This window comes from Leucobacter sp. PH1c, assembly GCF_000633415.1.
Lineage (GTDB): Bacteria > Actinomycetota > Actinomycetes > Actinomycetales > Microbacteriaceae > Leucobacter.
This window is the reverse complement of record NZ_AYMV01000020.1, coordinates 183,286-205,813: the sequence shown is the minus strand read 5'-3', so window position 1 is coordinate 205,813 and position 22,528 is coordinate 183,286. Positions and strand designations below refer to the sequence as shown.

Sequence of the window (22,528 nt, the reverse complement as noted above, 5' to 3'; positions counted from 1 at the left end):
GCCGGGCCCGCAGCCGTTTCTGCGCGAGCGCGCGAGCGGGGAGCGCGTGCTCCCCGCCCCGCTACGCGTGGAGCGCCGCGTTGAGCACGATGCCGGAGCCCTCGCGGGGGAGCGCCTCGACGGCACCCGTGCGCGAGTTGCGACGGAAGAGCAGCTGCGCGACGCCCGAGAGCTCGACCGCCTTCACCTCGACGGCCTCGCCCGCCGAGTCCGCGGTGCCCTGGGGAAGCACGACCTTCGTGCCCGCGGTCACGTACAGGCCGGCCTCGACGACGCTGTCGTCGCCGATGGAGATGCCGACGCCCGAGTTCGCGCCGAGCAGCGCGCGCTCGCCGATCGTGATCCGCTGCGTGCCGCCGCCCGAGAGCGTGCCCATGATGGAGGCGCCGCCGCCGATGTCCGAGCCGTCGCCCACGACGACGCCCTGCGAGATGCGGCCCTCGACCATCGAGGCGCCGAGCGTGCCGGCGTTGAAGTTCACGAAGCCCTCGTGCATCACCGTGGTGCCGGGCGCGAGGTGCGCGCCGAGGCGTACGCGCGACGCATCGGCGATGCGGACGCCCGCCGGGACCAGGTAGTCGGTGAGGCGGGGGAACTTGTCGAGGCCGACCGCCGTGACGCCCGCGCGCTTCAGGAGCGGGAGGCGCGCGGCGTACTCCTCGGGGAGCATGGGGCCGGCGCTCGTCCACGCGATGTTCGGCAGCTTGCCGAAGATCCCGTCGAGGTTCAGTGAGTTCGGCAGCGCGAGGCAGTGGGAGAGCAGGTGGAGACGGAGGTAGGCGTCCTCGGTCGATGCGGGGGCCGCATCGAGGTCGATCTCCACGTTCACGAAGCGCAGCTCGACGCCACGCACCTCATCGGTGCCGGTGAGGCCGGCGAGCTCGGCGGGCGCGATCCACGGATCGCGGTCCTCCGGGCGCTTGCCCAGAGCGGGGGCGGGGAACCAGGCGTCGAGGGTGGAGCCGTCGGCGGCAATCGTCGCGATTCCGGCGGCCCAGGCGTAACGGGTCTCAGTCATGCCCTCAATGCTAGCGAAGCCGGGAGCTCGCCCGTGCCGTCCGGGACCGCCTAGGCTGGACGGGTGAGCACCCAGGAGACCCCGCGCCCAGCCGACCGCCTCGATCCCGCCGTCGGACCCGTCGAGTTGACCCGGAGGCTCTGCGACATCCCGTCGGTGTCGGGGGACGAGCGGGCGATTGCCGACGCCGTCGAGGCGATGCTCGCGCAGCACGCCCCGCACCTCAGCGTCACCCGCGACGGCGACACCATCGTGGCGCGGACCGAACTCGGCCGCGCCCGCCGCGTGGCGATCGCCGGGCACCTCGACACGGTGCCGATCAACGACAACCTCCCGGTGCGGGATCTGATCGAGCCGGAGACCGGCGAGGCGATGATCTGGGGCCGCGGCACTGTCGACATGAAGGCCGGGGTCGCCGTGCAGCTCGCGCTCGCGGTCGAGCTCGTCGAGCCGACCGTCGACCTCACTTGGGTCTGGTACGACCACGAGGAGGTCGCCTCGGCGCTCAGCGGCCTCGGGCGCGCGATGCGGAACCACCCCGAGCTGTTCGCCGCCGACTTCGCGATCCTCGGCGAGCCCTCGAACGGCACGATCGAGGGCGGCTGCAACGGCACCCTCCGCGCGCGGGTCGCGCTCACGGGCAAGCGCGCCCACTCCGCGCGCAGCTGGATGGGTGTCAACGCGATCCACCGGGCCGGGGCGCTGCTCGCCCGGCTCGACGCGTACGAGGCGGAGCGCGTCGTGGTCGACGGCCTCGAGTACCGCGAGGGGCTGAACGCCGTGCGAATCGAGGGGGGCGTCGCGGGGAACGTGATCCCGGATCGCTGCGTCATCGAGGTGAACTACCGCTTCGCGCCCAGCCGCTCGGGCGCGGAGGCCGAGGCGTTCGTGCGCGAGTTCTTCGCGGATGCCGACGAGATCGAGATCGTCGACCTCTCGCCCGGCGCCCGTCCCGGGCTCGATGCGCCGCTCGCGCAGCGCTTCGTCGCCGCCGTCGGCCAGGAGCCCTCAGCGAAGCTCGGCTGGACCGACGTCTCCCGCTTCGCCGCGCTCGGCATCCCCGCTGTGAACTTCGGGCCGGGTAACGCGCTCCTCGCGCACGCCGACGACGAGCGCGTGCCCGTGGCGCAGATCGAGCACGGCTACGCGGCACTGCGGGCCTGGCTTTCCGGCCCCGTGGACTAATCTCGAACGACTCCGCACGTCATCCGGGCGCTCCGAGTTCGCCTTGCTCGCTCGGGGACCGATAAAATGGACGTGAACCACCAAACTATGCGAGGAGGCGTCATGGCTGCAATGAAACCGAGGACTGGGGATGGACCCATGGAGGCGGTGCGTGAAAGCAGGCTGATCGTCGTGCGTGTGCCGCTCGAGGGCGGCGGACGCCTCGTGGTGTCGGTCAACGACCAGGAAGCGGCGGAGCTGCGCGACGTGCTCGCCGGCGTGCTCGACGGCTAGTCACGCCGACGAGCGCGTTCGACGCGCTGCTCAGGCCCCGCCCCTCTGCATGAGGGGCGGGGCCTGTTGCGTGTTCCGGCGAGGCCGCGACCTCGCAGCACCGCCGTCCGCCAAGCGTGGCGCCGCGAGGCGCGTCGCCAGCGAGTTGTGTGGACAACTGAACGCCGGGTGACCCGGCGAGGAAGCTTCCGTGACGACCGTGCGTGTCCCTGACGCGCCGCGATCGTCCCCACAGACTGGATCCCGGCGCGGCCCGGGAGGCCGCGACCGTTCCCTACTTCTCAAGACATCTTGGAGCGAGTCACTGTGAGGAAACACACCATTGCGGCGTCGATCGGGGCGATCGCGCTCGGCGTCACCGGAGTCTGCGCGGGCGTCGCCCCCGCCGCGCTCGCCGCCCCCGCCGAGGGGTCCGTGCCGAAGACGCTCGTGATCGGCGTCGACGGCGCAGCATTCGACGTCATGGCCGAGACCGAGCTGCCGAACGTGCGCGCCCTGCAGGCGGGCGGCCTGACTGCCGCGAGCAACCTGCCGGGCAACCCGATGGCACCGACCGTGTCCGGCGCGGGCTGGTCGACGATCGCCACGGGCGTGTGGCCCGACAAGCACAACGTGGTCGACAACAACTTCACCGCGCCGCGCTACGACGAGTTCCCCGACTACCTCACGCGGATCGAGGCCGCGCAGCCCGAGCGCGGTACCGCGGCGATCGGCACCTGGGGGCCGATCTCCTCCACCGTGTTCGGCGCGGCCGTCGACACGCGCCTCAAGGGCGCGGGCGATGCCGACACGACCGCGCGCGCCGTCGCGCAGCTCGCCGCCCCCGGCACCGACGACGTGTTCGTGCACCTCGACGAGGTCGACGGCGCCGGGCACAATTCCGGTTCGAGCTCGCAGGCGTACCGGGACGCGCTCGTCGTGGCGGACCGGCAGATCGGCGAGATGATTGCCGCCGTGCAGGCCCGGCCGGGCTACGCTTCGGAGGACTGGCTGATCATGCTCACCTCCGACCACGGCCACACGCCGAGCGGTGGGCACGGCGGCTCGACGAAGCTCGAGCGCAAGACCCACGTGATCGCGCAGGGCGGCGAGTTCGCGCCGGGCTCGGTGCGTCACGACGTGAAGATCTCGGACATCGCGCCCACCGTCCTTGCACACACCGGGATCGCCCGCGACGCGAGCTGGGACCTCGACGGCGCCGCGGTCTCCGACCTCGTGCCCGACGATTTCGACACGCTGCGCCCGCAGCTCCGCGTCGCGGCGCAGGAGCAGGGGCCCGGGCAGCTGCTCGGGTGGACCGACGTGGCGCCCGAGGGCTGGGAGGTCGACAACTCGCGGATGCCCTCCGGGGGTGCCCCCGAGTTCCGCGGCTGGACCTTCATGACGGACGACTTCTTCTCGAACGTGGAGCTCGGCCAGCACCGCGAGAACAACGTGCGCTCGCGCGACGTGTTCGCGGTGGCCGATTCCGACGAGTGGGCCGACGTGTCGCCCCGGGGCGGCTCGATGTTCGACTCGACCCTCAGCACCCCCGCCTACGAGCTGAACGGGGCGGCCACGGCCGAGGTCTCCTTCGTCTCCGACTACGCCGTCGACGGACCGCAGGGCGCGAGCGTCTGGGTGGTGTTCGACGAGGCCTCGGGCCTGCCGCGCCAGAAGCTGCTCGACTACCCGGCCGATGGCACGCGCGCGAACCCCGTGAACGCGGTCGAGCGCCACACGATCGAGCTGCCGCGTGATGAGCGCGGCGCGCTCCCGAAGACGCTCAGCCTGCAGTTCTCCTACTCGGGCAACAACAGCGCCTTCTGGGCGGTCGATCAGGTGCGCTTCGGGCAGCCGGAGGCGCCCGTCGCTCCGGCCGAGTTCTCGATCTCGGCCGCGCGGGTGACCGCGGGCGAGAGCGTGACGGTCTCCGGCACCGGTTTCGCCGCGGGTGAAGACGTCCGCTTCGAGCTGCGCTCGACGCCGCAGCAGCTCGGCTCCGCCGTCGCAGACGGTGCGGGTGCGCTGAGCGCGGAGCTCGTGGTCCCCGCGACGACCGAGGCGGGGGAGCACCTGCTCGTCGCGGTGCGCGCGGACGGGAGCGAACTGTCGCAGCCGCTCGCGGTCGCGGCGGTCGACCCCGGAACGGACCCCGGAACCGATCCGGGCACGGATCCGGGCACGGACCCCGGAACCGATCCGGGAACCGATCCCGGTACGGACCCCGGCACGAACCCGGGAACCGGGCCCGGCTCCGATTCCGGCTCCGGCTCCGGCTCAGGCGCGCAGCCCGGCACTCCGGACGGAGCGAAGCGGCCGACCGGCGAGCTCGCGATGACCGGCGGGGCCGCGCCCGGCCTCATCGTCGGCGGCGCGGTTGCCGCAGCTCTCCTCGGCGGCGGCGTGCTGCTCGCCGTGCGTTCCCGCCGCGGCGCCTCGGACGCGGGCCCGCTCGGCTAGCGGTGACCGTTCGGCGGGGCGGCGGCGCGAACGCGTCGCCCCGCCGAAACGCGCAGCGGGCCCGGCCGAATCGGCCGAGCCCGCTGCGCGCGCGGTGAACGCGCTCAGCCGTCGAGGCGCACGAGCGTGAGGAGACCGTCGCCCTCGGGGGAGAGCATCGGCGCGATCGCCGGCGACTCGGCCACGAGCGTCAGCAGGTCGCGCACCGCCTGCGTCTCGGCGTCGCGGGCCGCGGGATCCGGAACCCGGCCGTGCGCGAACGCGCCGGGCACGATGATGCAGCCGCCCTGCCGCACGATCCCGAGCGCGTACTCGAAGTGCTCGAGCAGCTGGGCCGGATCCGCGTCGAGCAGCACCAGATCGTAGGAGTCCAGGTTCAGCCGGGGCATCACGTGGCGCGCGTCGCCCTCGATCGCGCGGAGCCGCGCGGCCGGAATCCCGGCGTCGGCGAACATCGTGCGCGCCTCGCGCAGGTGCTCGGGCTCGATCTCGATGGTGGTGAGCGTTGCCTCGTGCGCGTGGCGGAGCAGGGAGAGCCCGCTCACGCCGACGCCCGTGCCCACCTCGCAGATGGCCTGCGCCCGCGTGAGGACGGCGAGCCCCGAGAGCTGCGCGCCGATGGAGCGGCTCACGGGCTCGATCCCGAGCTCGAGGGACAGGCGCCGTGCCCGGACGAGCGCGTCGGTTTCCCCCGGGTACTGTTCGGCGTACTGCCAGTTGCGTTCGAGCTTGCTCACGTTTCCCTCCGAAAGTTTTGCGCGCCGGCCCCGGGAGAGCGCATCTCCCCGGGCTCCGCTCGCGCGCTCCCCCTAGCGTAGAGCCACCTGCGGCCCGCGGCGGTGTCCCACGCGCTCGGCGGCGCTTTTCCTGCGCGCGCGGCGGTGGGGCCACCGTGCCGCAGGGGGAATGCGCGCTACGATAGAGGCTTATGGGACTCACGTTCGAGAAGATGCTGGTGATCTTGGTGATCGCACTCTTCGTGGTGGGGCCCGACCGTTTGCCGATGTACGCGAAGAAGCTCGGCGACCTGGTGCGCAACATCAAGCGAATGGCTGATGGGGCGAAGGATCGTCTGCGCGACGAGATGGGTCCGGAGTTCGACGAGGTCGACTGGAAGCAGCTCGACCCGAGGCAGTACGATCCGCGTCGCATCATCCGCGATGCGCTCGTCGAGGACGAGCGGGAGGCCCGCGTCGCCGCCCGCCGCGCCCGAGTCGACGAGGCCGCCGCGAAGCGCGCCGCCGCAGCACCTATTGCGGAGCCCCCGGAGGGCGGCATATTCTTCGACGAGGAGGCAACATGACGAACGACGGTTGCGTATGACCTCCCTCGCCGGCGCGGGGGAGTCCCGCGACTGGGCCAGGCCACTGCAGGCGGCCCAGATCGCGCCCCGGCAGGTGCTCGACGAGCTGATGTACGCGCTCGACACCACCTCGATCATCGCGATCACGGACCGCCGCGGGATCATCACGCACGTGAACGATCGCTTCTGCGAGATCTCCCGCTACTCGCGCGAGGAACTGCTCGGGCAGACCCACCGCATCGTGAGCTCCGGGCGTCACTCGAAAGAGTTCTTCAAGGAGATGTGGCGCACCATCGGGCGCGGCGAGGTCTGGAAGAACGAGATCTGCAACCGCGCGAAGGACGGCTCGGAGTACTGGGTCGACACGACGATCATCCCGCTGCTCGACGAGCAGGGGAAGCCCGCGCGCTACGTCGCCATCCGCACGGAGGAGACCGCCCGTCACCTCGCTGAGGAGCAGGTGCGCCGCCTCGCGTACACGGACTCGGTCACGGGGCTCGTGAACCGCGAGTCGATGCTCCGCACCATCTCCACCGCCGTCGAGTCCGGCTCAGGGAAAGACTTCAACGCGTTCGTGTCGATCAGCGTCGACGAGCTGTCGGTCGTCAACGACGCCTTTGGCTTCGAGGCCGGGGACCGGCTGCTGCTCGAGGCGTCGAAGCGCCTCCACGCCATCGAGGGCGAGCGCGCGCACGTGGGCCGGATCGGCTCGAACACCTTCGGCGTGCTGCTCCCGAACCTCGGCGCGGACTGCCGCGAGGCGGAGAGCGCCTGCCTCGCGCTGATCCGCCGGATGCTCGAGACGCTCTCGGGGCCGCTCGAACTCGGCTCCGGCGTCGTGATCGACGTCTCCGCGAGCGTGGGCTACGTGCTCTGGATCGGCGCCGACGCTGGCGCGGGGAGCGAGCAGGAGGAGGCGAGCGGCTGCTCCGCCAACGAGTTCATCGTGACCGACGACCCGCACGAGGTCGTGAAGTGCTCTGAGATCGCGCGGAAGCGCGCGCGGCGCGAGGGCGGCCCGCACCGGCTCAGGCAGTTCCAGCAGCGGATGCTGCACGAGGCGCGCGACCGGGTGCGGCTCATCTCGGAGCTGCACCGCGGGATCGAGAAGGGCGAGCTGCAGCTCTTCGCGCAGCCCATCGTCGACCGGGACCGCCGGGTCATCGGCGAGGAAGGCCTGATCCGCTGGTTCAGCAGCGAGCTCGGCACCGTCGCGCCCGATGAGTTCATCCCCCTCGCCGAGCAGACGGGGGTGATCGTTGAGATCGGCGACTGGGTGCTCGAGGAGGCGTGCCGCACGCTCGCCCGCTGGAGCAGCGACCCCGCCCGCGATGGTCTCACCTTCTCCGTGAACCTGAGCGAGCGGCAGCTCCGCGTCGACGGCTTCGCGGATCGCGTGCGGGAGGCGATCAAGCGGCACGGTGTGCCGCCCGGCCGCCTCACCCTCGAGCTCACGGAGAGCGTGCTCCACACCGATCTCGAGCGCACGGTCGGGATGCTCGCGGTGCTCCGCACCCAGGGCGTGCAGTCCTCGCTCGACGACTTCGGTACGGGCTACTCCTCGCTGAGCTACCTGCAGCAGCTCCCGGTGCAGCAGCTGAAGATCGACCGCTCATTCGTGTCCTCGGTGGTGGACGACGTGCAGGCCGCCGCGATCGCGCAGACGATCGTCTGGCTCGGCCGCACCTTCAAGCTCCAGATCGTCGCGGAGGGCGTCGAGACCGAGGAGCAGTTCGAGAAGCTCCGCGAGATCGGCGTCGATGCATTCCAGGGCTACCTGTTCGGTCGCCCGCGCCCCGTGCGCGACAGCCTCGTCAGCGTCTGACGCCGAGCCGGGCCCGGCGTTCCGCCGTCGCCCCGCGCCTAGCCAACGCTCAGGCCGAGCGAGCGGCCGGCGAGGCCGCGGCCCCGCGCCGCGATCGCACGTGCGACCGCGATGACCTGGGCGGCCGCCGGATCCGCCGGATCCGCGAGCACCGCCGGATCGCCCGCGTCGCCGCCCGCGCGAAACGCGGGGCTGAGGGGGACGCTCCCGAGCAGCGGCACCGCGCCGTGCTCGTCGTCGCTCAACCGCTCGGCGACGAGGGTGCCGCCGCCGGAGCCGAAGACGTCGATCACGCTGCCGTCCGGCTGCACGAGCCCCGCCATGTTCTCCACCACGCCGATCACGCGCTGGCCGGTCTGCCTGGCCACGAGCGCGCTCCGCACTGCGACGTCGGCCGCCGCCTCCTGCGGGGTCGTCACGACGAGCACCTCGGCGTGGGGGAGCAGCTGCCCCACGCTGATCGCGATGTCGCCCGTGCCGGGAGGCAGGTCGAGGAGGAGCACGTCGAGGTCGCCGAACCAGACGTCGCGCAGGAACTGCTCGATCGTGCGGTGCAGCATGGGGCCGCGCCACGACACGGCGGTCGTGCGCGGATCCGCATCTCCGAGGAACATGCCGATCGAGATGACCTTCACGCCGTGGGCGACGGGGGGAAGGATCATGTCGTCGACGCGCGTGGGCTGCTCGACGCGGCCGTCCCGGCTGAGGCCCAGGATGCCGGGGATCGAGAACCCGAACACGTCGGCGTCGATGAGGCCGACCGCGAGGCCCTGCGCCGCGAGCGCCACCGCGAGGCCGGCGGTGAGCGAGGACTTGCCCACACCGCCCTTGCCGCTCGTCACGGCGATCACACGGGTGAGCGAGTCCGGGCCGAACTGCACGGGCCGCGCGCCGCCGGGGCCGCGCACGCGCTCGGTGAACGCGCGGCGCTCGGCGGGGGACATGACGCCCACGTGGACGGTCGCGCCGGTGACTCCGCTCGCGCCCGCGGCGGCGGCCTGCGTATCGGCCTCGATGCGGCGTGCGGCGGGGCAGCCCGCGATCGTGAGGAGGATCGAGACGTCGGCCGCCCCGTCACTGTCGACGCGCACCTCGCGCACCATCCCGAGCTCGGTGATGGGGCGCAGGATCTCGGGGTCGCGCACGCGCTCGAGCGCCGCCCACACGGCGCGCTCGGGCGCGCTCGCGTCGGCCGGGGGGCCGGTCAGGGCGTCTGCCTCCGCGGTCACGGGCGCGCCTCCGGGCCGGGGGCGTCGCCTGCGGGGCCGTCGGCATCGGACCCATCGGCTTCGGACCCGGCCGCCGCCGCGGCTGCCGCGTCCTCCGCGTCCTCGCGATCGAGTTCCGCGAGCAGCGCTCGCAGCTCGGCGCGCAGGAACTCCCGATCCGGGAGCTCCTTCATCGCAAGGCGCAGGGCGACGACCTCGCGGGCGAGGAACTCGGTGTCGGCGAGCGCGCGCTCGGCGCGCTGGCGATCCTGCTCGATCTGCACGCGATCGCGGTCGTCCTGGCGGTTCTGCGCGAGCAGGATCATCGGGGCGGCGTAGGAGGCCTGCAGCGAGAGGATGAGCGTGAGCGCGGTGAAGCCGAGCGCCGCGGAGTCGAAGCGGCCGCCCTCGGGGCCGAACGTGTTCCAGGCGAGCCAGGCGATGCAGAAGAGGGTGAGGATGAGCAGGAACCAGGGCGTGCCCATGCCGCGCGCGATGCTCTCGGTCCAGCGGCCGAAGCGCTCGTTCCCGCTCACGCGCGGCGCACCGCTGCCGGTGCTCGAGCGCTGCGCGCGCGACCCGGCCTGGCGGGGCGCGTCGAGGCCCGGATCCCGCCCGAACAGCCTCATCGCTCGGCCCCCGGCGCGAGCGGCTCGTCGTCCGCGTGCCGCCAGTCGTCGGGCAGGAGGTGATCGAGTACGTCGTCGACCGTGACGACGCCAACGAGCCGACTCTGATCGTCGACGACGGGGAGCGCGACGAGGTCGTAGCTCGCGAGCCGGCGCGACACCTCGGCGGCGCTCGCGGTCACCGTGACGGGTTCGATCTCGGTGTCGACGAGCGCGACGAGCCGCTCGTGCGGCGGGAAGCGGAGCATGCGCTGGAAGTGCGCCATCCCGAGGTACTCGCCCGTCGGCGTCTCGTACGGCGGGTGCGTTACGTAGACGGCGGAGGCCATCGCCGGGGGAATCTCGGCGCGCCGGATCATCGCGAGCCCCTCGGCCACGCTCGACTCGGCGGAGAGCACGATCGGTGCGGGGCTCATGAGCCCGCCCGCGGTGTCCGCGTCGTACTCGAGCAGACGCCGCACGTCCTCGGCCTCCTCGGGCTCCATGAGATCGAGGAGCTCCTCGCCCTTCGCCGTCGGCAGCGCGGAGATCAGGTCGGCCGCATCGTCCGGCTCCATGCGATCGAGCACGTCGGCGGTGCGGTCGGGGCGGAGGTTCGCGAGCAGCGCGAGCTGATCCGGCTCGCTCATCTCCTCGAGCGCGTCGGCCACGCGGGCGTCGGGAAGCTCGCCGACGACCTCGATCATGCGCGCCGTGGGCAGTTCGAGCAGCGCCTCGGCGAGATCCGCCGGCTTCAGATCGACCATCGTCTGGATGAGGAGCTCGGCGGACTGCGCGCCCGCAGCCGGGAGCCGGATCTCGGACCAGCGCACGGTCTTCGCGTCGCCCCGGCTGAACGGCGCCGCGGGCTTCGGCAGCCGCACGAACACCTCGGAGACGAGCCACTCGCCCGAGCGGGTGCGCTCGATGGCCGCGTCCTCGATGCGCGCCGTCACCGGGGGAGCCCCGGCGGCCTCGGCGGCGATCTGCACGTCGCGCCCGATGAGCTCCGCGATCATGCGGGTCTCGCCGCCACGCTGCTCGAAGCGGCGCACGTTGATGAGCCCCGTCGTGATGACCTGGCCCGAGCCGATCGAGGTCACCCGGCTGATCGGCACGAAGACTCGGCGTTTCCCGGGGATCTCGACGATCAGACCGACCACGCGGGGTGCGCCGGCGGCCCGGAACACGACGAGCACGTCGCGCACCTTCCCGATGCGGTCGCCCACGGGGTCGAACACGCTGCGCCCGGCCAGCCGTCCGACGAATACCCTCGAAGTCCTCACACCCCTACGCTAGCGCGCCAGGCTGGGTTCGTGCGTGCAGTTCCGAAGGATCCCCGCGATCCGATTCCTGGGCCGTGCCCAGCTGGCCTCGGGCAGACTGTGCCCATGGCAACTCACTCGGGTGCTCCCATCAGCCGGCGACTGCTGCTCGCGCTGCCCGCCGTGGCCGCGCTCGGGCTCGCTGGCTGCGCGCCCGAGCCGGGCGCGGGGACCGACCGCGCGGCGGCCCCGGACCCGGCACCTCCCGCCGAGACCCCGGAACCGCCGCCCGAACCAGCGCCGGAGCGGCTGCTCGTCTCGCTCGCGCAGAGCGATGAGATCGCGGTGCTCGACCCGGCGCTTTTGGGGGATCCCGTGGTGCAGCGCATCCGGGTCGGCGCGGCTCCCTGGGGCGTCGCCGTCCACACGGACGCGGCGGGCGCGACGACGGCGTTCGCCGCGACGGCCGAGGGACTCGCCATCGTCGACCTCGCGGCGGGCGAGCGGCGGGCGCTCGTCCCGTACGCGCACCCCGCGCCGTCCATCTCGGCGGGCGAGTACCGGCCGGGCGGCCTCGGGCTCGCCGTGTCGCCCGACGGGACCCGGGCCTACGTCGCCGTGAGCACGGGGGAGGGGCCCGCTTGGCTCGAGGAGATCGACACGGAGGCGCGCACGGTGCTGCGCAGCGCGGCCGTGGGCGTGCGGCCGTTCGACGTCGTGATCGCCCCGGACGGCGCGTGGGTGGCCACGATCGATCACGATAGCTTCTCCGTGTCGGTGGTCGACGCCGAGACGTTCGCGGCGACTGCGCACACCGTCGCCCCGTTCGGCGTCGAGGGCGGTCTCGCCTCCTGGGAGAAGGTGCACTACGGCGCGGTGACGCCGGACGGCGCGATCCTGCTCCCCGTGCAGGGTCTCGTCGTGGTGCGACTCGATCCGCTGACCGGCGAGACGACGAGCCTGCCGAGCGCGGCCAACTCGCACGCGCACGGCGCGGCGCTTGCCGGGGAGCGGCTGCTCACGGTCGGCACGGGCGCCTTCGGGAACGCGGACGGCGGGCCGAACCTGTCGATCCTCGACACGTCGAGCGGCGCGGAGCGCGTGATCCCGCTCGACGTGCCGCACGAGACGGTCGCCGTGTGGCGCGCGGAGAACGGTGCCGAGTACGCCGCGGTGGCCGGGGGAAACACGCGGGGGCTCGGCTGGGACGGCGTGACGCTCGTGCCGCTCGCCGAGGACGCGACGGGCGCGGATCCGGTGCGCGGGCTCCCCGTCGCCGGGGCGCCGCAGGCGATCGTGGCGTTCCCCGTCGCGAGCGCCGCCGCGTGAGCGCGCGGGCGAGGGGCGCCCGCGGCGAGTGACGGTTCGCCGTGAGATTGCGCGCCGCACCCGCACGAGGGGTGCAGAAGGCCCCGTCAGGTGGGAGAATCGAGGCATGAGCACACCAGGCCCCATGTCCTCCTCGCGCGTTCCGCTGATGCCGGAGATCCCGAAGGGCGACATCGTCTCCACCTACGACCGCTACGAGGACGCGAAGCACGCCGTCGACGTGCTCGCGCGCGCGAGCTTCCCCGTGCAGCGCATCAGCATCGTCGGCAATGACGTGCGCAGCGTGGAGCGCGTCACCGGCCGCCTCACCTACGGGCGCATTGCGCTCATGGGTGCGCTCTCGGGCGCCTACCTCGGGCTCTTCCTCGGGCTGCTGCTCTTCATCTTCCAGCCGGACAACGCCGCGATCCTCGGCGTCTTCCTCGCCGCGGTCGTCATCGGCGCGGGCTTCGGCATGCTCTTCGGCGTGCTCTCGTATGCCATGAACCGCAACCGGCGCGACTTCTCCTCTGTCATGCAGATGGTGGCCACGCGCTACGACCTCATCACCGAGCCCGAGCTCGTGCACCAGGCGCGTCAGGTGCTCATCGACTCGGTGCAGCAGTAGCACCGCGGCGCGGCCCGGGCACCCCGGGCCGCGACCGTGTCCGCTGAGCGCGTGATGCATCTCGAGATCGGGCGGGGGATCGTGATCCCCGAGACGGAGCTCCGCTGGCGCTTCTCGCGCTCCTCCGGGCCCGGGGGCCAGCACGTGAACACCTCCGACAGTCGGGTGGAGCTGAGCTGGGACATCCGCGCCTCGGCCGCCGTCGACGACGCGCAGCGGGCGCGGCTGCTCGAGCGGCTCGGCGGCCGGGTGCACGCGGGAGTGATCACCGTCGCTGCCTCGGAGCGGCGCTCGCAGCTGCGCAACCGGCAGGCCGCGCAGGATCGCCTCGTCGGCCTGATCGCCGCCGCGCTCGCCCCGGACGGACCGGCCCGGCGGGCCACGAAGCCCACCCGCGGCTCGCAGCGCCGCCGGCTCGACGCGAAGCGGCGCCGCTCCGATACGAAGCAGCAGCGCCGGCGGCCCCCGCACGACTGAGCGGGCCCCGCCGGTAGAATCGTCGGATGCCTCCGCGTTCCCCTCTCCCGCAGCGACTCGGCCTCGACGCCGCGTGGATGCGCACGCCCGACTTCGACGCGGCGAACCCGCGCCCGTGGGCCAGCATGCGCGACTGGCTGAGCTCACGGCTCGCGCAGCACATCGACGTCGACGCGTTCCTCGCGGACGAGCGGTTCGTGCGGCAGACGGGGGAGCCGTTCCGCGCCGACGCGGAGTACCGGCCGAACACGTTCGTGTGGTTCTACCGGGACCTGCCGGAGGAGACCCCGGTTCCCGGCGAGATCCGCGTGGTGCACCGCGACGAGCGCATCGTCGTCATCGATAAGCCGCCGTTCCTCTCCTCGATCCCGCGCGGCAAGCACATCCGCGAGAGCGTCGTGGTGCGCATGCGCGATGAGCTCGGGCTCCCCGAACTCACCCCGATGCATCGGCTCGATCGCGTCACCTCGGGGCTCCTGCTGCTCGCCACCGAGAAGCGCTGGCGGGGCGCGTACCAGAGCATGTTCATGCGCGGGGAGGTCGGGAAGACGTACCGCGCGGCTGCGGCGATCCGGCCAGAGCTCGAGCTGCCCGCCACCGTGACGAACCACCTGCGCAAGGTGCACGGCACCTGGCAGGGCATGGCGGTGCCCGGCGCAGAGCCGAACGCCGAGTCGCTCGTCGAGCTCGAGCGCGAGCTCGCGCCCGGCGCGGAGCACTCCGCCTGGGGTGCGTCGCCCTCGGGACGCTGGGGGGTGTACCGGCTCACGCCGCGCACGGGCAAGACCCACCAGCTGCGCCTCCACCTCTGGGGGCTCGGCATCCCGATCGCGGGCGACCCGCTCTACCCCGAGGTGCTCGATACCGCCGTGGACGATTTCAGCACCCCGCTGCAGCTCCTCGCGAGCGCGCTGACGTTCACCGACCCGGTCGACGGCGCCGCGCGCGCATTCGCGAGCACGCGCCCGTTCCCGCTCGCCCCTGAGCGCTGCTAGCGCGCGATCGCGGCGACCGGGTCGGACCGCTCGAAGCCGTTGACCTCGCGGCCGAGGTGGCGGTAGAGCCGCAGCATCGTCATCCGATTCGTCACCGCGAGCTCCGGCACCAGCTGGGACAGCGCGATCTCCGCGGTGAGGAGGCCGCGTCGGTCGCGCGCGCCGATCGCGACGATCGCGTTCGCCGGACCCGTGGAACTGGCGGCGAACTGCACGGAGGGCACCGAGGCGAAGCGCGCGAGCGCCTCGGCGAGGCGCGGGGCGGGGAGCTGCAGGAAGAGCCAGTTGACCGCGGGGTAGGGATTGAAGCGCTCGGACATGTCCGCGCGGAGCTGGAGCTGCCCCTGCTCGCGGAGCCTCGCGAGCGCGTCCGCCGCGCGCTGACCGCTGATTCCCACTCGTGCGCCGAGCTCCGCGACGGGCATCCGCACGTCGGTGTGCAGGGCCTCGCGAATCGCCGTGGCGAGCGTCGGATCGATGCGTTTTGCTGAAGCCGCCCGCGCCCGTCGCGGCTCGGGGATGCGCTCGAGCTGCGCAGCGCTCAGCGCCTGGATGGTCCAGTCCGAGCCCTCCTTCGCGACGTCGCTGATGAGGTGGGAGCGCACCGCGCGGATCTCGGGGATCACCCCGATCTCCTCCAGCAGGAATCGCGCGAGTGCGTCCTCGTCGCGCGCGAACAGCGTGATGAAGAGATCGCAGGCGCCCGTGGCCAACTCGATCGATGCGACCCCGGGAAGCTCGGCGATCGCCCGCGCCGCCGAGAGGACCTGCCCCGGGAAGCTGTCGACCTCGATGAGCGCGAGCGCGTCGAGCCGCTTCAAGCCCTGCATGGCGCTCAGCCAGACGGCGCCGCCATCGACGAGGCGCTGCCACCTGCGCGCCAGGGTGTGCGCGTCAACGCCGAGCACCCCCGAGAGCGCGTTCCAGCGCACGCGTGGATCCACCTGAAGTGCGTGGATAATCTGGAAATCGAGCTCGTCAAGAGCAATATCTGTCATCACTGACCCTCCCCATGCAGAATACGCGCATTTCCGCCGTGATCATGCATCGTCTGTCAGAGTACCGATCCGTTCCCTCATCCACTTCTGCCCGTCAGGAAACGACCACATGACCATTGACAGCGCCGTCACCGCCAGCCTCCGCCCGCAGGGCAGAGCCAGGCTCCTCGTTCCCACATTCCTCGCCGTCGAGCTCTTCGCCGGACTGATCCAGGGGTGGATCATGCCCCTGCTCGGCGAGATCGCCCGGTTCCACGGGGTTCCAGCGGGCTCGATCAGCCTCTACTTCATGATCACCATGCTCACCTCGGCGATGTGCGTCCCGTTCTTCTCGATGCTCGCCGACCGCTACGGGAAGCGTGCGCTGCTCGTCACCGCGATCGTGCTCACCGCGATCGGCAGCGCGATGATCGCGTTCGCGCCCTCGTTCGCCTTCGTGCTGGTCGGCGCCGCCGTGCAGGGGCCGGTGGCGGCGTTCCTGCCCATCGAGATGGGCATCGTGAAGGAGCATCGTCCTGCGCAGGCGAACCGGATCGTGAGCGCCCTCGTGGGAACGCTCACCCTCGGCATCGCGCTCGGGAGCCTCCTGAGCGGCGCCATCATGGACGCGACGGGAGACCTCGCGCTCACGCAGGCGATCCCGGCGATCCCGCTCTTCCTGCTGGCGGCCGCCGTGCACTTCTGCCTGCCGCGCGACCGCGGGAACCGCGAGAACGCGGTCGACTGGCTCGGGGCGATCCTCTTCAGCGCCTCGCTCGGCGCGCTCATGTACGGGCTCACCGCCGGAACTGAGCTCGGCTGGCTGCACCCCGCGACCCTCGCGGCGCTCGTGGGCGGCGTGGTGGGCGCCGGCATCTTCGTCGTGGTCGAGTCGCGCATCGCGTCGCCTCTGCTCGACTTCACGGTGTTGCGGCGCGTGAAGCTCGGGATCCCGATGATCCTCGGCTTCCTCATCGCGCTCACCGCGTTCGGCATGTCGACCCCCACGACCCTCTACCTCACGGCGCAGCCGGGCGACGTGGGGTACGGGACGGGCATGAGCACCGGCAACGCCGGCCTCATCGTCTCGCTCGTGTTCCTGTGCTCCAGCCTCGGGGCGTTCGTCTCCCCGCTCGCCGTGCGCGTGTTCGGTACCTCCCGCGCCGTCGCGGTCGCGGCGTTCGTGTCGGCCGCGGCGCTGCTCCTCATGCTGACGGCGCCCGCGTCGCCCGTGGTCGTGACGATGCTGCTCGCACTGAACTCGTTCGCGTCGTGGGTGGCACTCGGGATCCTGCCTGGCGTGATCGTGGCGCGTGCGCCGCTCACCGTCGCAACGACGCTGTCCGGCCTGTACAACTGCCTCCGCTCCCTCGGCGGCTCGGTCGCCGGGGCGCTCGTCGCGGCGATCATGGCGACGTTCGTCCTCGCGCAGCAGAGCGCGGACGCGGTGGCTGTTCCCGCGCTGAGCTCGTTCCAGGTGACCTGGGCCGTGTTCGCCGGGTGCCTACTCCTGTCCGGCGCGCTCGCCCTGTTCCTCGGCCGTCGGCCGTCCGACCGGACGGAAGCCGTGATGACCGCGGCTGCCGAGCCCCTCGTCACGCCCTAGCGTCGGCGCGCTTCCCCGCCGCCGCCACCCGGCGCGCGTCCCCGTCCCCACCCCGGCGCCCCGGCGCCGCCCGCAGAAAGCAGGAAACCGGCCCATGACTCACACATCACCCCTCCAGCAGCGCGCCGAGCGCGCGATCCGCCGATCCACGGATGCGCTCATCGAGCTCAGCCACGCCATCGGCGCCGACCCCGAGCCCGGATTCGAGGAGCACCGGGCCGCGGCCCGGGTCGCCGCAGCCCTTGCCGAGACCGGCTTCGAGGTCGAGACCGGCGCGTACGGCCTGCCGACCGCGCTCCGTGCCGCGTACGGCGCGGGGGAGGTGACGATCGCGGTGGTCGGCGAGTATGACGCCCTCCCCGGCGTGGGGCACGCCTGCGGGCACAACATCATCGCGGCGGCGGGCGTGGGCGCGGCGCTCGGGCTGCGCGAGGTCGCCGACGAACTCGGGTGCCGTGTCGTGTTCCTCGGCACGCCCGCGGAGGAGAACGGAGGTGGGAAGGTGATCATGCTCGAACGCGGCGCGTGGGACGACGCGACGTTCTCCCTCATGGTGCACGCGGCCGGAGCGGGCCAGATCCGAACGGCGGGGGGCAGCAGTCAAGCGCTCGACTACTGCGAGGTGACCTTCCACGGCAAGCCGGCGCACGCGGCGTTCGCTCCCGAGGAGGGCATCAACGCCGGGAGCGCGGTGACGCTCACCGAGGTCGGGATCGGGCTGCTGCGCCAGCACCTGCCGAGCGACGTGGTGATCTCCTCGATCGCGACGACGGGCGCGGCCGTCAACGTGATCCCGGAGACCGCGACCATGCAGCTCGAGATCCGCGGGAACACCGCCGAGTCGTGGGAGACCGCCAAATCGCGTGTGCGCCAGGTGGTCGAGGGCGCTGCGCTCGCCGCAGGGTGCACGGTGGACGTTGCGGTGCCGACGCCCGGGTACGCGCCGCTGCAACAGGATCCCGAGCTGTCCGAGTTCTTCGACCAGGCACTCGCCGAGCTCCGTGGCGAGGATCGGGCCGCGTGGGGGCCCGGGATGACGCTCGGCTCGACGGACATGGGCGACGTGTCGCGGTACCTGCCCGCGATCCACCCCATGATCGCGCTCGACGGGACCGCCGCGACGCCGCACCAGCACGAGTTCGCCGCAGCGGTCGTGTCCCCGGCGGGCGACACGGCGGTGCTGCACGGCGCACTCGCGCTCGCGCGGACGGCGATCGCGGCGGTCGAGGACCGTGCGGTGCGCGAGCGGCTGCTCGCCGCCCAGCGCGACCGCGCACCGCATCCGCGCGGGCACTGGGCGGACGCGCCTCTCCCGGTGTAGCGCGGGCGCCGCTAGCCCGCGAGCACCTTCAGGATGCGCTGCGCAGAGACCGGCTCCGCCGTGCGCAGCTGCTGCGCGAACAGGCTCACCCGCAACTCCTCGATCAGCCAGCGCGCCCGCACGAGGTGCTCGGGAGCATCCTCGGGAAGGGGCACTGAGCCCCCCGCCTGCGCGAACGCGCCGCGCACGCGGTCCACCTCGTTCTGCCAGGCGCGATCCCGGCCGGGATTCTCCGTGAGCCCGCGCATGCGCTGCTGGATGGCCTCCAGGTACACGGGCAGTCGCTCCAGCCGGTCGAGCCCCGTGTGGGAGACGAAGCCGATCGTGTTCGTCGCCCACACGAGGCCGTCGATCTGCTGCGCCGCGTCGGCGACCTGGCCGAGCACCTGGATGGCCTTGGCGCCGTCGATCGCCTTGCGGGCGAGCCGGGCCCCGTCGAGCACCCGGGCCGTGAGCGCGATCGCGGCGTAGATGTCGTCGATGAGCGTGCGGGCGTAGTCGTTCGCGAGCGACTCGAACACGTCCGCGCGCCACACGAGCCCGTCGGGGGCGTGGCGCCGGATCACGCGATCCGCTGCCGCGAGCGAGACGTCGGCGATCGCCTGCTCGAGCGAGCGGTAGGGGCCCGCGCCGAGGAGCAGCTTCTCCTGGTTCGAGAGGTGCGCGCGGATGTAGCTCGCGGGGGACGGCGAGCTGAGGGCGAGCAGCCGGCGGATGCCCTTCCGGGAGATGCGGGCCTGCTCCGCCTCGTCGGCGACGAGGACGAGGTCGACGCTCGTGCGCCGGTCGAGGATCGCCGGGTAGGCGCGCACGACGCCGGCGCCGCCCGCGCGGCCCTTGGCGTACGCCGTGTCGACGTGCCGGGGGAGATCGCCGAACTCCCACGTCGTCGCACCCGTCTTCTCCAGTTCGCTCTTCGGGAGCGCCGCCGCAGCGACCTTCGCGACGCCCTGCGTGGCGCGGTCCTTGTGCGCGGCCTGGAGCTCCGCGAGATCCTTGCCCGTGCCGACCGTGCGGCCGCGCGCATCGATCACGCGGAACGTCGGGGTCAGGTGCGCGGGCAGCCGGGACGGATCGAAGTCTGCAGCCGACACCGGCACACTCGTGCGGCGGCGGATCTCCGTCGCGAGCAGCGCGGTCAGCTGCGGCGCCTCGCCCCCGGCAGGCACGGGAGCGTCGAGCTGCGGCGCGACCGTCGCGAGCAGCGTGCGCGCCCAGTCGGCGGCGGGCACCACGTGCTTGCGGATCGCCTTCGGCAGCGTCTTGATGAGCGCGGTGACGAGCTCCTGGCGCAGCCCGGGCACGAGCTTCTCGAAGTCGGCGCCGTCGAGCCGGGGGAGGAGCGGCAGCGGCACGTTGACGGTCACGCCGTCGTCCTCCGCGGTGGGGTCGAAGCGGTAGCGCAGTTTCAGCGACTGGTCGCCGTGCTGCCACTGCCGCGGGTATTCGGCCTCGTCGACGTCCTCGGCCTCGTCCTCGACGAGATCGGCTCGGCTCAGGTGCAGGAAGTTCGGCTCGCTGCGCCGCTTCTCCTTCCACCAGCCCTCGAAGTCCCGCGTTGACGCGACGTCCGCAGGGATCCTGGCGTCGTAGAACTCGAACACCGCCTCATCGTCTCCGACGATGTCGCGCCGACGCGTGCGCTCTTCCAGCTGCTCGAGCTCGCGCCGGAGCTGCCGGTTCGCCCGGTCGAAGGCCTGCGGCGAATCCCACTCCCCGTCGACGAGCGCGTGCCGGATGAACAGCTCGCGCGCGTGCGGGGCATCGAAGCGGGCGAGCTGCACCCGCCGGCGATCGACGATCGGCACCCCGTACAGGGTGACGCGCTCGAACGCCACGGCGGCGCCCTGCTTCTTCTCCCAGTGCGGCTCCGAGATCTGCCGCTTCGCGAGCGGACCGGCGAGCTCCTCGGCCCACGCCGGATCGACGACCGCGTTCGAGCGCGCGAAGAGGCGCGAGGTCTCGACGAGCTCCACGCTCATGACCACCTCGGGCGGGCGCTTCGCGAGCACGGAGCCCGGGTACAGTACGAAGCGGGTTCCCCGCGACCCGACGTACTCCTGCGCGGGCTTCCGCTTCACCGCCCCCGCGACGCCGCGTCCCTGCGGCGCGCTGCGATTCTGTCGATCGTCGCGCACGCCGAGCTGCGAGAGCAGACCCGCGAGCACCGAGCGGTGGACCGCCTCTCCCGCGCCGCCCGTCACCTGCTGAGCGGCGGCGTCGGCCTCGGCGCGCTTCACGCCCGCGATGCGCGCCAGCTGGCGGAACAGATCCATCCACTCGCGCACACGCAGGAAGTTCAGGTATTCGGCCTTGCACATCCGGCGGAACGCGCTCGACGAGCGCTCGCGCTGCTCCTGCTGCAGGTAGTTCCACAGGTTCAGGAGCGTCATGAGATCGCCCTGCGGGTCGCTGAAGCGCCCGTGGAGCTCGTCGGCGCGGCCGCGCTCGGCCTGCGGCCGCTCCCGCACGTCCTGGATGGTGAGTCCCGCGACGATGGCGAGCACCTCCGGGACCACCTCGTGCCTGCGGGCTTCGACGACCATGCGCGCGAAGCGCGGCTCGATGGGGAGACGGGCGAGCTCCCGGCCCACGGGCGTGATGCGGTGCGTCGCGCCCGAGCGCTTCCCCGCGCCGTCCCGCCCGCGGTCATCCCGCCCGCGCTCGTCGCGTGCGCCGCGTCCGCGCCCGCCGCCCGTGCCCGCGGTGACCGCGCCGAGCTCGGCGAGCAGCCCGAGACCGTCGGCGATCCCGCGCTGATCCGGCGGGGTGAGGAAGGGGAAGCGCGCGATGTCGCCGAGGCCGAGCGAGAGCATCTGCAGGATCACGGACGCGAGGCCCGTGCGCCTGATCTCGGGCTCCGTGAACTCGGGGCGATTCGCGAAATCCTCCTCGCTGTAGAGGCGGATCGCGATGCCGGGGCTCGTGCGGCCCGAGCGGCCGGAGCGCTGGTTCGCGCTCGCCTGCGAGACGGCCTCGATCGGCAGCCGCTGCACCTTGCTGCGCGCGCTGTAGCGCGAGATGCGGGCCGTCCCGGCGTCGATCACGTAGCGGATCCCCGGCACGGTGAGCGAGGTCTCGGCAACGTTCGTGGCGAGCACAATCCGGCGCGCGCCCGCGTTCGCGCCGCTCGGGCGCTCGAACACGCGGTGCTGCTCCGCGGCGCTCAGCCGGCCGTAGAGCGGCAGGATCTCGGTGCGCGCCCCGCGGCCCGAGGCGCGCGTGCGGCCGCCGAGCGCGTCGGCGGCGTCGCGGATCTCGGCCTCGCCGGAGAGGAAGACGAGCACATCGCCCGGCGCCTCCTTCGCGAGCTCGTCGACGGCGTCGCCGATCGCGTCGAAGAGGTCGCGCTCGATCGTGCGCACCTTCGGCGGGCCGCCCTTGGCGTCGGGCACCTCGATCCGCTCCACCAGGGGCCGGTAGCGCAGCTCGACGGGGTACGTTCGCCCGGACACCTCGATGATGGGCGCGGGCTGCTTCGTGCGCACGTCGGCGAAGTGCTTCGCGAACGACTCGGGGTCGATCGTCGCCGAGGTGATGATCACCTTCAGATCGGGTCTGCGCGGGAGCAGCGTCTGCAGGTAGCCGAGCAGGAAGTCGATGTTGAGGCTGCGCTCGTGGGCCTCGTCGATGATGATCGTGTCGTACGCGCTCAGATCGCGGTCCCGGTGGATCGCGTTCAGCAGGATTCCGTCCGTCATGAGCCGGATCCGTGTGTCGGCCGACACCTTGTCGGTGAAGCGCACCTGGTAGCCGACGAGGCCGCCGAGCTCGGAGCCCAGCTCCTCGGCGATGCGCTCGGCGATCGTGCGGGCGGCGATGCGGCGCGGCTGGGTGTGCGCGATGCGCTCGCGGCCGAGTGCGAGCGCGATCTTCGGCAGCTGCGTGGTCTTGCCGGATCCCGTCTCGCCGGCGACGATGACGACCTGGTGATCGCGGATCGCGGCCTCGATCTCGTCACGCATCTGCGAGACCGGCAGATCCTCGGGGAAGTCGATGCGGAGCGCGGGGAGTGTCATGATCCTCCCATTATTTCAGGCCGGGAGCGATGCGGCCTCCCCGGGCGTAGACTGCCGACTGTACGCATCA

Annotated in this window: 18 protein-coding genes; 11 read left to right on the top strand and 7 right to left on the bottom strand. The window is 72.5% G+C overall.

Going from position 1 to position 22,528, the window contains the following annotated elements; genetic code table 11:
• Window positions 1-61: 61 nt before the first annotated feature.
• Entirely contained in the window at window positions 62-1,018 is a 957-nt protein-coding gene (gene dapD / locus U874_RS0107530) for a 2,3,4,5-tetrahydropyridine-2,6-dicarboxylate N-succinyltransferase (RefSeq protein WP_025133928.1), read from the bottom strand.
• Window positions 1,019-1,081: 63 nt separating this feature from the next.
• On the opposite strand from dapD, the gene dapE reads away from it, so the two are divergent.
• From dapE to U874_RS0107515, 3 genes are all read left to right on the top strand, one after another.
• Window positions 1,082-2,203 (top strand): succinyl-diaminopimelate desuccinylase, encoded by a 1,122-nt coding sequence (dapE, locus tag U874_RS0107525; RefSeq protein WP_025133927.1) that lies wholly within the window; start codon window positions 1,082-1,084, stop codon window positions 2,201-2,203.
• Window positions 2,204-2,305: 102 nt separating this feature from the next.
• A complete protein-coding gene (locus U874_RS15090) occupies window positions 2,306-2,476 on the top strand; it encodes a DUF3117 domain-containing protein (RefSeq protein ID WP_075201434.1) in 171 nt (56 codons plus the stop codon).
• Between the two features lie 306 nt (window positions 2,477-2,782).
• Window positions 2,783-4,918 (top strand): alkaline phosphatase family protein, encoded by a 2,136-nt coding sequence (locus U874_RS0107515; protein ID WP_025133926.1) that lies wholly within the window; start codon window positions 2,783-2,785, stop codon window positions 4,916-4,918.
• A gap of 104 nt (window positions 4,919-5,022) precedes the next feature.
• Here U874_RS0107515 and U874_RS0107510 read toward each other — a convergent pair whose 3' ends face one another.
• Window positions 5,023-5,655 carry an O-methyltransferase gene (locus tag U874_RS0107510; protein WP_025133925.1) on the bottom strand — a complete coding sequence of 211 codons (633 nt, stop codon included), beginning with the start codon at window positions 5,653-5,655 and terminating at the stop codon, window positions 5,023-5,025.
• A gap of 191 nt (window positions 5,656-5,846) precedes the next feature.
• On the opposite strand from U874_RS0107510, the gene U874_RS0107505 reads away from it, so the two are divergent.
• Complete coding sequence (locus U874_RS0107505) at window positions 5,847-6,221, top strand: twin-arginine translocase TatA/TatE family subunit (RefSeq protein WP_025133924.1); 375 nt, start codon at window positions 5,847-5,849, stop codon at window positions 6,219-6,221.
• A 16-nt stretch (window positions 6,222-6,237) separates the two neighbouring features.
• Window positions 6,238-8,046, top strand: coding sequence for a bifunctional diguanylate cyclase/phosphodiesterase (locus tag U874_RS0107500; RefSeq protein WP_025133923.1), 1,809 nt, complete (start codon window positions 6,238-6,240; stop codon window positions 8,044-8,046).
• Between the two features lie 38 nt (window positions 8,047-8,084).
• Here the strand turns inward: U874_RS0107500 and U874_RS0107495 are convergent, their stop codons facing one another.
• From U874_RS0107495 to U874_RS0107485, 3 genes are read right to left on the bottom strand one after another with little or no spacing between them, the layout of a single operon-like run.
• Window positions 8,085-9,212, bottom strand: coding sequence for a P-loop NTPase (locus U874_RS0107495; protein WP_198525827.1), 1,128 nt, complete (start codon window positions 9,210-9,212; stop codon window positions 8,085-8,087).
• A gap of 59 nt (window positions 9,213-9,271) precedes the next feature.
• Window positions 9,272-9,883, bottom strand: coding sequence for a DUF1003 domain-containing protein (locus tag U874_RS0107490; RefSeq protein WP_025133921.1), 612 nt, complete (start codon window positions 9,881-9,883; stop codon window positions 9,272-9,274).
• Entirely contained in the window at window positions 9,880-11,148 is a 1,269-nt protein-coding gene (locus U874_RS0107485; protein ID WP_025133920.1) for a magnesium transporter MgtE N-terminal domain-containing protein, read from the bottom strand. Before U874_RS0107485 ends, U874_RS0107490 begins: the two co-directional genes overlap by 4 nt.
• 105 nt (window positions 11,149-11,253) lie before the next feature.
• Between U874_RS0107485 and U874_RS0107480 the strand changes: the two genes are divergently transcribed.
• From U874_RS0107480 to U874_RS0107465, 4 genes are all read left to right on the top strand, one after another.
• On the top strand, window positions 11,254-12,456 hold the full coding sequence (locus tag U874_RS0107480) for a YncE family protein (protein ID WP_025133919.1): 1,203 nt from the start codon (window positions 11,254-11,256) through the stop codon (window positions 12,454-12,456).
• Window positions 12,457-12,562: 106 nt separating this feature from the next.
• Complete coding sequence (locus U874_RS0107475; protein WP_025133918.1) at window positions 12,563-13,063, top strand: general stress protein; 501 nt, start codon at window positions 12,563-12,565, stop codon at window positions 13,061-13,063.
• Between the two features lie 54 nt (window positions 13,064-13,117).
• On the top strand, window positions 13,118-13,540 hold the full coding sequence (gene arfB / locus U874_RS0107470; RefSeq protein WP_025133917.1) for an alternative ribosome rescue aminoacyl-tRNA hydrolase ArfB: 423 nt from the start codon (window positions 13,118-13,120) through the stop codon (window positions 13,538-13,540).
• 26 nt (window positions 13,541-13,566) lie between these two features.
• Window positions 13,567-14,535 carry a pseudouridine synthase gene (locus U874_RS0107465; RefSeq protein ID WP_025133916.1) on the top strand — a complete coding sequence of 323 codons (969 nt, stop codon included), beginning with the start codon at window positions 13,567-13,569 and terminating at the stop codon, window positions 14,533-14,535.
• Here U874_RS0107465 and U874_RS0107460 read toward each other — a convergent pair.
• On the bottom strand, window positions 14,532-15,533 hold the full coding sequence (locus U874_RS0107460; protein ID WP_081809932.1) for an Lrp/AsnC family transcriptional regulator: 1,002 nt from the start codon (window positions 15,531-15,533) through the stop codon (window positions 14,532-14,534). The genes U874_RS0107465 and U874_RS0107460 overlap by 4 nt on opposite strands.
• Before the next feature lie 109 nt (window positions 15,534-15,642).
• On the opposite strand from U874_RS0107460, the gene U874_RS0107455 reads away from it, so the two are divergent.
• On the top strand, window positions 15,643-17,118 hold the full coding sequence (locus U874_RS0107455) for an MFS transporter (RefSeq protein ID WP_025133914.1): 1,476 nt from the start codon (window positions 15,643-15,645) through the stop codon (window positions 17,116-17,118).
• Window positions 17,119-17,212: 94 nt separating this feature from the next.
• On the top strand, window positions 17,213-18,439 hold the full coding sequence (locus U874_RS0107450; RefSeq protein WP_025133913.1) for a M20 family metallopeptidase: 1,227 nt from the start codon (window positions 17,213-17,215) through the stop codon (window positions 18,437-18,439).
• An 11-nt stretch (window positions 18,440-18,450) separates the two neighbouring features.
• Here U874_RS0107450 and hrpA read toward each other — a convergent pair whose 3' ends face one another.
• Entirely contained in the window at window positions 18,451-22,458 is a 4,008-nt protein-coding gene (hrpA, locus tag U874_RS0107445) for an ATP-dependent RNA helicase HrpA (RefSeq protein ID WP_025133912.1), read from the bottom strand.
• Window positions 22,459-22,528: the final 70 nt, after the last annotated feature.